General features: G+C 28.4%; 8 protein-coding genes and 1 pseudogene. 3 read left to right on the forward strand and 6 right to left on the reverse strand.

Translation table 11 applies throughout. The features are described from left to right. Positions 1-10: 10 nt before the first annotated feature. From ABM4_RS04270 to ABM4_RS09110, 3 genes are all read right to left on the reverse strand, one after another. On the reverse strand, positions 11-1042 hold the full coding sequence (locus tag ABM4_RS04270; protein WP_016358449.1) for a molybdopterin-dependent oxidoreductase: 1032 nt from the start codon (positions 1040-1042) through the stop codon (positions 11-13). 727 nt (positions 1043-1769) lie between these two features. Continuing rightward, positions 1770-3332: a hypothetical protein gene (locus ABM4_RS04275; RefSeq protein ID WP_016358450.1), complete on the reverse strand. Its 1563-nt coding sequence runs from the start codon at positions 3330-3332 to the stop codon at positions 1770-1772. Between the two features lie 1199 nt (positions 3333-4531). After that, positions 4532-4717: a hypothetical protein gene (locus tag ABM4_RS09110; RefSeq protein WP_048200843.1), complete on the reverse strand. Its 186-nt coding sequence runs from the start codon at positions 4715-4717 to the stop codon at positions 4532-4534. On the opposite strand from ABM4_RS09110, the pseudogene ABM4_RS09175 reads away from it, so the two are divergent. The 3 genes and pseudogenes from ABM4_RS09175 to ABM4_RS04290 form a co-directional block, all read left to right on the forward strand. Further along, positions 4698-5216, forward strand: a pseudogene (locus ABM4_RS09175) (adhesin); the annotation flags it as partial. The gene ABM4_RS09110 and the pseudogene ABM4_RS09175 sit on opposite strands and share 20 nt — an antisense overlap. Before the next feature lie 153 nt (positions 5217-5369). Then, positions 5370-5744 (forward strand): hypothetical protein, encoded by a 375-nt coding sequence (locus tag ABM4_RS09120; RefSeq protein ID WP_048200845.1) that lies wholly within the window; start codon positions 5370-5372, stop codon positions 5742-5744. Further along, positions 5704-6594: an Ig-like domain-containing protein gene (locus ABM4_RS04290; RefSeq protein ID WP_232216504.1), complete on the forward strand. Its 891-nt coding sequence runs from the start codon at positions 5704-5706 to the stop codon at positions 6592-6594. Before ABM4_RS09120 ends, ABM4_RS04290 begins: the two co-directional genes overlap by 41 nt. A 555-nt stretch (positions 6595-7149) precedes the next feature. On the opposite strand, the gene ABM4_RS04295 is transcribed toward ABM4_RS04290, so the two are convergent. From ABM4_RS04295 to uvrB, 3 genes are all read right to left on the reverse strand, one after another. Continuing rightward, positions 7150-7833: a DUF169 domain-containing protein gene (locus tag ABM4_RS04295; protein ID WP_016358451.1), complete on the reverse strand. Its 684-nt coding sequence runs from the start codon at positions 7831-7833 to the stop codon at positions 7150-7152. A 393-nt stretch (positions 7834-8226) separates the two neighbouring features. Then, the gene (gene uvrA / locus ABM4_RS04300) at positions 8227-11124 is read right to left on the reverse strand and encodes an excinuclease ABC subunit UvrA (protein WP_016358453.1); all 2898 of its coding nucleotides are present in this window, start codon (positions 11122-11124) and stop codon (positions 8227-8229) included. Between the two features lie 135 nt (positions 11125-11259). Then, a complete protein-coding gene (gene uvrB, locus ABM4_RS04305; RefSeq protein WP_016358454.1) occupies positions 11260-13215 on the reverse strand; it encodes an excinuclease ABC subunit UvrB in 1956 nt (651 codons plus the stop codon). Positions 13216-13350: the final 135 nt, after the last annotated feature.

A 13350-nucleotide genomic window follows, 5' to 3' on the forward strand; every position in this document is an offset into this window, starting at 1 on the left:
TTTTACACCCTCATTCCATTAATAATTCAAGTACTTCACTAATAGACTTTGCATCTGATGGAATAGCCATTTTAAATTCTTGAGTTAATCCTGTTGAATTAGTGAATGATCCGTCTTTTTCAAACCAAGCTTGTACTGGAATATTTACGTCAGCTGCACCATAATCAGTAGCAGTATTTAAAGAAAGAATTTTATTGCTTTTGATAGCATCTTTATCAAGATAAAAATTAGGATTCTCATTAATTAAAATTAAAACAGAGGAATCATTGAATTTGTTATTTAATTCTTCAATTGTGGAAGGTGCTACTTTGTTAAGTACTGAATAACTATTAGGATGTTTTAATACAGGTAAAACCTTTATACCTTTACTTTTAGCAGCATTTATAATTTCCATATAGTTGGATTCATCATTAATTTCATTGATAACTAAAATAGTATTCCCATCAACATCAAGCTTTTTAAGCTCTTCATGTAAATTTGAATAATCATCAATTTTTATAAATTCATCACAATTATATCCAGTTAAATTTTCAATAGTATGAATGTTAATAAATCTACAACCATTATCTTTAGCATGAATAATTCTACGTGAAATTAATGGATTTCCCCTAAATATATCCCCTACAGCAATAATTGTTGAAGCTTTCTCAACCTCATCATAGTCTGGAATCATTTCAGAACCTATTTTTTCAAAATTGTATTCATAACTTACTAAATTAAAGTTATTTTCATTGGAAAAATCAATTACACTATCCAACTCATCATTATCTATTGTACCTGATACTAGAATAGTTACTTCTTCAGGTTTTACAGATTTAATTATTTCTTTTCCAGAATCTATTAAATCATCATAATCAATAGACTCATGTGAAACTAATATTTGAGTATCAACATTATTTCTACAATTATCACAATTTCTTCCTTCATTTATTATATGATCTTTAAATGGATGAATTCCTACCAATTTGTTATTTTTACTAATAACATTTAAACCACATCCAACTCCACATTTAGAACATATTGTGTGTTTTATCTCTAACATAACTACTTTCACACTCTTAAATTATATTGAAAATTAACATTTTCTGTTAATTTCATCATATTATTAACATTAAAGTTAATTAAATATTTTAGTAATACTTTTTTTAAAAATATTATTACTACTATATCATATACATAAAGTTATATTTAAATGTATTTATCGTATTACTTTCTCAAAAATAGAATTTGTTTAATAGTAATACAGAATATAAGAAATTTAAAGCATTTTTATTAATTTTAAAAAGTATTACTATTAATAATAGTGATTTAAAGAATACTGTAATTAAATCTTAAAATTAAAAAGTTATCAAAAATAAATTTAGATTTTAAAAAATCCGATAAAACCCTTCTATAAATTTAAATTATATCATTAGAATTAATAAAAATTATAAAAGTACATAAAAGAGTTAAATTTAGAATAACAATACAACATAAAACAAATTTAATTAAAAATAAGAAAATAGAACCAGCAAAAAAAATAAGGAATAATAATAATACAATATTAAAAAATAGTTTAATAAATTAAAAATAGCTTATGAATTATAAACTTTATTAAAACTCTAATATTAAAGTGCAGATAAATTATATTTATTCCAACTAAATACCTAATTGAAATAGAATAATAAGATTTAATTTAATTTATACTTCTTTATGAACTGTCATGAAATTAAAATGGAATTTTTATCCAATATTAATTTTATTTGAACCAAATATAATGACTTATAAAACTATAATCTTCTTTTTGCTTTATTTCTTATATATTCATTAGAATCATTATTAGCAATTTCTTTTAATAGTTTTGTGTTATATGTTAAATCAATGGCAGCTCCGCGAACATTAATATTTTTATCATTTTTAGCTATTTTTTCAATTAATTTCTTATTTTTAATCTTATCTAATGCTTTAATACGTACTTCTTCATATTGTGATTTATTTAAGATTATTTCAAGAATATTCTCTGTGTCTACTTTATCTACACAATAAACCCCAATACTCTGATTTTTAGTCTTTGCAATAATTTCAGTTAACAATTTCTCATCTTCAATTTTATCTACTGCAAATCTTGAAATATTCTCACTATTTACATTGATTGCAATGTCTTTTAGATGATTCTCATTATTAATCTTATTAATACATGTTTCAGCTATTTCTTCAAATTCACTTTCAATTGCAATTTCACTTAATACCTTTTCATCTTTAAGATTAGGATTATCAAGCACTGCTTTTATAACACTAATATCCTTATCATTCAATATGATTTTTTTAAGAATATTCTCATTATTTATCTTTAAAGAAGCATTTTTTCTAATAAAGGGATTTTCATCATTTAATGCTATTTCTTCAAGTGTATCAACATCATCAAGAAGTTTTAATGCTTTATCTTTTACAAAATTATCTTTATCATTTAAAGCTAAATTTTTAATAAAACCTTTATCTTTAGTTATTTCCATAACTTTGATTTTAACATCAGGATGATCTGAATTTAATCCTAGTTTAATTAACTTATCATTATCATTAATATCAGATATTACTGTTTCTCTAATCTTTTCAGATTTATCTTCTGATGCAACTTTTAGTAGGAAATCTTCATTATTAATCTTATCAAGCAAATATAGCTTAGTATCAGCAGAATCTTCTTTAAGAAATAGTTTTTCCAAATCTTTTTCTTCAACAATATCTGCTTTTTTAATAGCTAATCGGCGTATATGTCCATCCTTTGAATTAAATGCGACTTTTTTAATATTATCCTTATTTTCAATCATGTTAAATGCAGAATTTCTTGCCTTTTTATCTATTGATTTAATTGCTATATTTGTTAAAATATCCTCATTATCAATGTTTTTTAGGTAATTATTAATGGATTCTTTTTTGTTATTATTGTTTATTAAAATTTCTTCTGATGCCTTATCAGTTCTTCCAAGATGTTCATATGCTACAGCACGTGTTTCACTATATTTTGAGTTTTCTGCAATATTGTATAAAATATCTTCATCCTGAATTTTCGCAACTGCAAGAAGTCTTGAATATCTATCTTTAAAGTTAATAGCTATATCTTCAAGCATATTGACATCCATAATCTCATTTACTGCTGTAAGTCTTTCATTTCTATTTTCTGAGTTTTCAGCAAATTCCTTATACATGATCTGCTGCTTTTGTTTAGTTGATAATTGATCAGATTCTAAAAGATCATCTATGTCATATTTTCCCTCATTATAAGAATCACTATTATTTGATTGGATATCTTCTTTATTTTCTTTTTTATCTTTTTTTAGAAAATCAAACAATCCCATAATATTACCTTTATTTAATTATTTTTAAATATAATGAATTTTAGTCCAAAAATAATATATCATTAAAAATTTAAATACTTTCTAAAAAATATCTTATATTTTTGTATATATAATTCATATTACTATATATTTATTTATATTTTATATATTAATAGAATTTTAATAATATTTACTAATTTTACTAAAATATTATACCATCTATAAATCCATCTTAACCAACGATTAACTAAAAACTATACAAATTTTTTAGCAAGGAAATGATTTTTTATAATTTTTGAATTTTAAATATCCTTACCCATAAGTTAAATAAAAAAGTCTTTTATAATTTTATATTTTTAAAAATCATTGTTTTATATAAGTTCAAGAGAAATTATATTAAAATTACTAATTATTACAAATAATAAATTAAGGACATATTGAAAAAAAATTAAAAGAAAATTTATTATTTCTATTTTTATTTTATTTATTTTTAAAAAAAAATTGAATAATGTTATTAAATATCTTAAAATCGTATTATATTCTTTTAAAAAAATAAGCAGAAAAACTACAAAATATAGAAAAAATCTTATAAAAATACCCTTATTTTCAAAAGATATATATTATTTAAAATAATATTTATACATATTGAATGATTCTATATGTTCTTCAATAAAAATTTAAAGGGGGGGGTGAAAATATTAATAGAAGGTTATTAATACTAGTTTTTTTATTAATATTCCTTATTTCAATTTCTTCTGTTTCTGCTGAAGATTTTGATAATTTATCAGATACAAATAATAGTTTTGATGTTAATTTAAATTCTAGTAATATATTTACACAAAACAGCAACTATAAGAATTCTAATAACCTAAGTCCTCAAAATGATAATAATGTTTCAATATTAACTGAAGAGGAAGACCATTCATTTACAGATTTACAATCATTATTAAATTCAAGTAACTCAAATACAATAAATTTAACAAATGATTACACATGTAATAGTACAACCGATTCAGAAATAATTAATGCTGGAGGAATCAATTTTCCCCATCAGGAACTAAATCCTATACCATAAATGGTAATGGCCATATTCTTAATGGAAATGATTTAACAAGAATTTTCAATTGCAATAATTTCAATGGAAACTTAACATTAAATAATATTATCTTTAAAGGAGGAAATTCTGCACAATATGGTGGATTAATATATTGGTACACAAATTATACACTTAATTTAATAAATTGTACCTTCATCAACAGTAAATCAAATAGTGGAGGAGCAACATATATAAAAGGTATAAATGGAACCATAATAAACTCAACATTTATCAACAACACTGCAAGTAATGGTGGTGCAATCCAATGGATAAGTGAAAATGCTACTTTAATTAATACAAGATTTGTCAACAACACAGCAACAAATCTTGGTGGAGCAATCTATTTAACAGATTCAGATGCTACTTTAATTAATTCTCAATTCACTAACAATACAGCAAGTTATTATGGTGGAGCAATATATTGGGGTGGTGCAAATGGCACCGCAATCAACACAAGATTTGCCAATAACACAGCAACAAATTTTGGTGGAGCAATATATTGGTTTGGAGAAAATGGTACCGCAATAAACACAACATTTGCCAATAACACAGCAAGTTATTATGGTGGAGCAATAAGTTGGTCTGGTGCAAATGGAAAAACAATTAATTCTCAATTCATTAATAATAAAGCAGATTATTATGGTGGAGCAATAAGTTGGTCTGGTGCAAATGGCAGTGTAATAAACTCAACATTTGCTAACAATACTGGTGCATATGGTGGTTCAATCTTTTATATAGATACAGATAGTACTGCAATTAACTCAGTATTCACCAACAACTCAGCAGAATTTGGTGGTGCTATATTTATATATAATGCTGGTTTTAAAGCAAATTATAGTAATTTCACAAAAAATAAAGCAACCGTCGGATCTGCATTTTACGATTTCTATACTGAAAATAAAAATTATACAAATTATATAAATAATACCATAATTTTAGATAATCAAGCTGATTCAAATGATTTGAATTTTGAAAATTTCACAGGTTCAAATGTAACCTTAATATTCACTGGTTTAAACACTAACTTCAACGGTATTTATTTACAAGATAATTTTGGTAATAATAAATTATCAGTAGTTAACCTTACATATTGGGGTGAAAATGGTATAATAAATACAGGCAATACAGTAGAAGAATATTTGCCTAATTACAATAGTACCCCAGAAGGTATAGATATACATGTAACTGTCCGTGATTTTAAAAATAATACAATCATAGATCATGTATACCGTACCGATGAAAATGGTAAAATTTTAATTGATTTAAGTAATTATGATAGTAGATATTATAATATTAATGCATCACTTAAAAATGATACATATTACGACAATAACTAACAATACCGTTTATGACAATAAGATCAATACTACCAATAATGGATCAATAGAAAATATTAGTTATGGAACAGAAAATATCACACTTATATTCAATGATAATCTAAGTGGAAATGTATCTGTATTTCTTAATGGAACTGTATACAATGGAACTGTAGAAAATGGTATATCCAAGATTAATATTGGAATAAATAATGTTGATAATTACACTCCAATTATATCATATTCAGGAGATAATAACTATAATGGGTTTAAAGATATGCCTCTAAATTTCTCAATTTATAAGGCAAATCCTAAAATCGTTGCCAATATCAATAATTCTACATATGGTAACATTAACACTGTTGATATAACTCTCATAGGGGTAAATGGAGAATTATTAAATGGTACAGTTAAAGTAGATATTAATGGTACATATTATAATCTTACCCTTGATAACGGTAAAGCTAGCTTTGAACTTAATAATCTATCAGCAGGAGAGTATTCTGTTAAAGTCCATTATGGTGGTAATAATAACTACAACAATTATACTAATGAAACAAGTTTTACTGTAAATAAAATAAATACACATTTAGATGTAAGTTTAATCGACACATATTTCAATGGTAAAAATCATACAGTTAGATTTAATATAACTCTAAAAGACTCTAATCAGAATTTATTAAACAAAACTGTTGATGTTACTGTTAACAATAAAACATATACTGTTGATTTAGTAAATGGTACCAATATATTAAAAGTTGATGATCTAATCTCTGGTAATTATACCATTGAATCAAGATTTAATGGAACTGATAACCATGCTCGGTCAAATGATACTAAAAACTTTAAAATTGACTTATTAAAACCGTAATTAACAGTTAATACCATAGCAAATAGAAATAACCTAACTGCATATATTAATCTTACATATGCTGGTACAGGTATAAATGGAACAGTTACTGTAACTATTAACAATAAAAATTATACTGTAAATATTATTGATGGAAAAGGTAGTTTAAAATTATCTAATCTTAAAAATAGCAAATACCACATAAATACAGTATTTAATGGAGATAAAATATTTTCAAATGTAACTAATAACATTTCATTCAACATAAATGTTCCAAATAATAACAATACTAACAATAAGAATACAAATAACAGGACGAACAAGAAAAACAATATTAACAATACAAATAATAATAAAATTAGTCCATCAAACAGTCAAAACTCAACCATTAATATTAAAACTAGTGCATTGCCAAAAACAGGTAATCCCATAATTGCTTTACTTTCAGCTTTAATTATATTAATTATATCTAAGAAACGTAAAAATTAAATATTTTTTATTTTATTTTTCTTTTTTTTCAAAAATTATTAAAATAATAATTAAAAAATAATAAAAATATAAATTAAAAAAAGATATTTATAAAATCTTATCAACTGCAGCAACAATATTTGCAATTTCAGATTTATTAATACCAACAGCTAATTCTTCATCTTTAACCTTAGCAGCTTTTCTAGATCCATCGCAACCTAAAGTTGCATTTGGTTTTCCTGTTTCTATTGGTGTAGCAACTGCATCACCACATAATGATTGAATACCTGAGAAATTTGGTTCAAATTTATCTGCATATTCATATACATAAGCTTGTGCAGTTCTCATACCTGAAATTGGTTTACCAAAGTATACAATTACATCAGGTTCAAATTCTGCATCTTCTAAAGGTTGATAAATAATTCCTGCATGTCTTACTGAGACTTTTGTTAAATTATCAGCTACTTTTTTACCGTCTTCTAATGATTTGAATCTTCCAAGTTCAAAGTATTTTTCACCAGTTGCAACTTTTTTAGGAGCATCTTCAAGACCTAAAGCAGCTGAACCACCTTTACATGCCTCTTCATCTTTAGTAGCATAGAATGATTCTCCACAACTTGCTTTTTTAACCATTTCACAATGTCTTACAGGAGTTTCTATTTTTCCAATACCTTCAGGAATTTCATTTTCATTATCATAAAATTTAATAGCTACAATCTTACTATCTAAACCTAATTTTTCTTCTAAAATATTAGCATATTCATTGTTTTTAGAAATGTCATAATCTACCATTTTAATACCTCTTAATTCAATTAATAAGATATATTTAATTAATATTATATAAAAACTTTTATAACAAAGTTATAATTAGGTATTTTACAAAAATATTGATGGATTTATCTGCAATAAATTATATCAAATATTTTATATTAAGTTTTAAGAAAAAAGCAGATATAAAATTATTAAATCATGAAACAAAACAATTTAAAAAAAATATAATAACAAAAATTGAAAATTTTGAAAAAAAACAATATTAAAAATAGTAAAGAAATATATTAGTTTTTTAGGAAGATTTTAATGAAAAAATAGAAAATGGCAAATGTTTCTAAATTTTATTATTGATTTAATTTTAAAAATTGAATTTATCAGTTTTTAAAACAAATAGAAAAATAGTTAAAAATTCAACTACTTTCCACTATTTTCCTCAATGAGCTCTTTTGCAAGTGGTGTGATATTATCAGATAACATTTCCTTTAAGAAATTACCAGTATAAGTACCGGATTCTGCAACCTCTTCAGGTGTTCCCTCTGCAATAACACGTCCACCACCTTCTCCACCTTCAGGTCCTAGATCAATAATATGATCCGCCGTTTTAATGACATCCAAATTATGTTCAATTACAACAACGCTATTTCCGGCGTCTGTTAATCTTTCGAGAACTGAAAGCAATCTCTTAATATCTGCAAAGTGAAGACCTGTAGTAGGTTCATCAAGAATATATAATGTTTTACCTGTGGAGGTTTTAGATAACTCTTTTGCAAGTTTTACCCTTTGTGCCTCACCACCAGATAATGTTGTTGCAGGTTGACCTAATTTAACATAACCCAAACCTACATCCTCCAATGTTTGAAGCTTTTTATGGATTATTGGAATATTCTCAAAAAATTCAAGAGCCTCCTCTACAGTCATCTCAAGTACATCATAAATATTTTTACCCTTATATCTAATGTCCAAGGTCTCCTCATTGTATCTTCTACCATGACATACCTCACATGGCACATATACATCAGACAAAAATTGCATTTCTATCTGTATAATTCCGTCACCATGACATGCCTCACATCTTCCACCCTTTACATTAAAGCTAAATCTTCCAGGTTTATATCCCCTTGCTTTAGCCTCAGGTGTTTTTGCAAATAATTCACGTATAGGAGTAAATAAACCTATATATGTTGCAGGATTACTTCTTGGAGTTCTACCGATAGGATTTTGATCTATGATAATCAGTTTATCAATATTGTCATAACCCTCAATGTTGTCATGGTCACCTGCAAATGCATATTTATGTTCCAATTTACCTTTAAGGCCTTTATAGAGGATTTCATTTACAAGACTACTCTTACCAGATCCGCTTACACCGGTTACACATGTAAATAAACCTAGGGGAATCTTGACATCTATGTTTTTCAGATTGTTTTCTCTTGCACCTTTAATTGTAATAAAGTCCCCATTACCCTCTCTTCTTTTACTTGGTATAGGTATGGTTTCTTTTCTTGATAGGTATCTACCGGTTATTGACTCGTCAGATGCAATTATATCTGCAGGAGTACCCTCTGCTATTACACGTCCACCATGTTCACCGGCACCAGGTCCTATATCCACCACATAATCTGCAGATAATATGGTTTCCTCATCATGTTCAACTACAACTAGCGTATTACCAATATTACAAAGGTGTTCAAGGGTATTTATGAGTTTACGGTTATCCCTTTGATGAAGACCGATACTTGGCTCATCCAATATATATAGAACACCTACAAGACCTGAACCTATTTGGGTAGCCAGACGGATTCTCTGAGCTTCACCACCAGACAGTGTACCTGATGAACGAGCCATACTAATATAATCAAGTCCAACGTCCACAAGGAATTTGAGTCTCTGTTTTATCTCTTTTAAAACCTCATTTGCAATATATTTTTCCCTTTTATTAAGTTTTAAATCTTTAAAGAACTCATATGAATTTCTGATAGACATTTCACAGACTTCGGCAATATTTTTACCGCCAACGGTAACTGCTAGAATCTCGGGACGTAATCTTCTACCATTACAGACATAACATTTACGATCACTCATGAATCTGGAGATATGTTTTCTATTCCAATTGGATTTTGTCTCGAAATATAATCTTTGAAGTCGAATGACCACTCCCTCATATGGCCTGTTAACCATATATGAACGATTTCTTCTTCTAAATGAAAATGGAATCTTTTCTTTAGAACCAAATAATATGATATTTTGGTATTTCTTTTCTAAATCTTCAAATGGAGTATCCAGGGAAAAACCATAGAAATCTGCCACTGCTTGTAACATCTGATTATAGTAATTATCTTTCTTATTGGAATTTTTCCAAGGAGCAATAGCTCCCTCATTTATTGAAAGGCTTTTGTCAGGTACAACCAAATCAGGATCGATTTCAAGTTTAGAACCTATTCCCTTACATTCAGGACATGCACCTTGTGGAGAGTTAAATGAAAACATACGGGGTGTTAATTCCTCGAAACTTAATCCACAGTCAACACATGCGAAATCCTCGGAATAGAGTTTCTCGTAATCCTCTCCATCCTTTGTTTCAAATAATATTCTTACGGTACCCTCACCAAACTTTGTTGCCGTTTCAAGTGAATCTGTTAATCTTCTTTTGAAATCCACCGTGTTTCTTATTTTTAATCTGTCCACTACAATATCAATGGTATGTTTATAGTTTTTTCTAAGGCTTATATCCTCTTCAAGGTCTCTAATCTCGCCATCCACCCTGGCCCTTACAAATCCTTTCTCGCGGTATTCCTCAAAGACCTGCCTATGTTCACCTTTACGGTCTTTTATAATTGGAGCCAATACATGTATCTTAAGACCTTCGCCTTCCTCCATGATGTTTTCTGCAATCTGACCAACCGTCTGCTGTGATATTTCCCTACCACAATTAGGACAATGTGGAATTCCAATACGTGCATATAATAATCTTAAATAATCGTAGATTTCCGTAATGGTACCTACCGTACTTCTAGGATTTACCCTAGTGGTTTTCTGATCTATTGATATGGCTGGTGATAATCCCTCAATATAATCCAATTCTGGTTTATCCATTTGACCCAAGAACTGTCTTGCATATGAGGATAAAGATTCCACATATCTACGTTGTCCTTCAGCATAGATAGTATCAAATGCAAGTGAGGATTTGCCTGAACCACTTAAACCTGTAATTACAATAAACTCATCCCTAGGTAAGTTCAAGTCTATATTTTGAAGATTGTGTTCTCTTGCACCCTTAATAACAATTTCTCTTTTATTTGACCTTCTAGCCATAATTTCACCTAATTCCTATTTTATTTGACCTTCTAGCCATAATTTTCAATGAAAATAAATTAATACTTATAAAAATAATAATATTCTATATGGTTCGTATAATATAAAACTATCCTTTTTAATAAAAAATAACCATTAATTTAACAAACCTTTAAGTTCAACTATTTCATCCCTAAGTAATGCCGCCTTTTCAAAGTCAAGATTGCTTGCAGCCTCTTCCATATCTTTTTGTAAATCTCTGATAAGTAATCTTAAATCATCTTTAGGCATCTTTTTAATCTCAGAAAGTTTTTTATTCTTAGTATCCTCTTTCTTCTCTTTTAAGGTTCTTTCGGTTGAGCGTGGAGTAATGTTATACCTTTTGTTGTAGGCCATTTGTATATAACGTCTTTTATCCGTAATTTCCTTTGCATTTTTAACGGAATCAGTCATCTCATCGGCATACATAATTACCTGACCATTAACATTACGTGCAGCCCTTCCAATCGTCTGTATAAGAGAGGTTTCACTACGTAGGAAACCCTCTTTATCTGCATCCAGAATAGCCACAAGGGATACCTCAGGTAAATCCAGACCTTCCCTTAAAAGGTTTACACCGACAAGAACATCAAAGGCACCACGCCTTAAGTCATCAATAATGTCAATACGTTCCAGGGTATCAATTTCGGAATGTAGATAATGAACCTTAACACCTATTTTTGCAAAGTAATCCGTTAAATCCTCTGCCATACGCTTAGTTAAAGTGGTGACCAATACACGCTCATCCCGTTTAGCACGTTTTTGAACCTCACCAAGCAAATCCTCTACTTGGCCTTTAACGGGACGGATAATTACCTCAGGATCCACTAGACCTGTAGGCCTGATGATTTGTTCCACAACATTATTGCTTCTTGATAGCTCATATTGGCCAGGTGTTGCGGAAATATATATTACCTGGTTTACAGATTTTTCAAATTCATCAAACTTTAAAGGTCTATTCTCCTTTGCAGATGGAAGTCTGAAACCATAATCGACCAATGTTTGTTTACGTGCCCTATCTCCATTGTACATCCCTCTAATCTGTGGAATGGTAACATGTGACTCATCAATAATTGTTAGATAGTCACTCGGGAAATATTTAAGAAGTGAATATGGCATGTCACCCCAGTTACGGCCAGACAAATGCATGGAATAATTTTCAATACCTGGACAATAACCCATCTCCTGAAGCATTTCCATGTCAAATTTGGTTCTTTGCTCTAATCTTTGAGCTTCCACATATTTACCAAGGGCATTCAACTCTTTAAGACGCTCATCCAATTCATCACTTATATCTTTAAGTGCCTGTTCCATTCTATCCTGACCAACAATAAAATGCTTTGCAGGAAAGATCATGTAACGTTCTAAAGATTCCTTCTTCTTTCTAGTCACAGGATCGATTAAGGAAATCTCATCGATTTCATCACCAAACAATTCAATTCTCAATGGAGAAGTACCGTCTACAGGGTTTAACTCAATAACATCACCACGGACTCTGAATTGACCCCTTTCAAATGCAATATCATTACGTTCATATTGGAGGTAGATCAGACGTGAAAGTATAAATGACCTATCATATTGGTCCCCAACCTCTATTGGAAAGGCAAATTCCCCATAGTCTTCAGGTGAACCAATACCATATATACAACTAACACTACTTACAACGATTACATCATCACGGGATAACAGTGATTGGGTTGCGGAATGTCTTAGGATATCGATATCCTCATTAATTGATGCTTCCTTATCAATAAAGGTATCGCTTCTTGGAACATAGGCCTCCGGCTGATAATAATCATAATAACTTACAAAATATTCCACAGCATTCTCTGGAAAGAATCCCTTAAATTCCTCATATAATTGTGCCGCAAGTGTTTTGTTGTGTGAGATAACAAGTGTCGGTTTCTGAACCTTTTCAATAACATTTGCCATCGTAAAAGTTTTACCAGAACCAGTTACTCCAAGTAATGTTTGTTCATGATATCCCTTATTTACCCCATCAACTAGTGAACTAATAGCCTTAGGCTGGTCCCCCAATGGTTTAAAGGGTGAATGTAATTTAAATTCTTTCATAATATCATTTGTAAAAATAATTCGTTTTTAAATTTAATTATTGAAATTTTAGATTAAATTAATATAATATATATAATTATTATATATAAACTAATTAACCTAGCATATGAAAATAAATATCTCACTGAAATTTAT

The organism is Methanobrevibacter sp. AbM4 (genome assembly GCF_000404165.1).
In the GTDB taxonomy this organism is placed as follows: Archaea; Methanobacteriota; Methanobacteria; order Methanobacteriales; family Methanobacteriaceae; genus Methanarmilla; species Methanarmilla boviskoreani.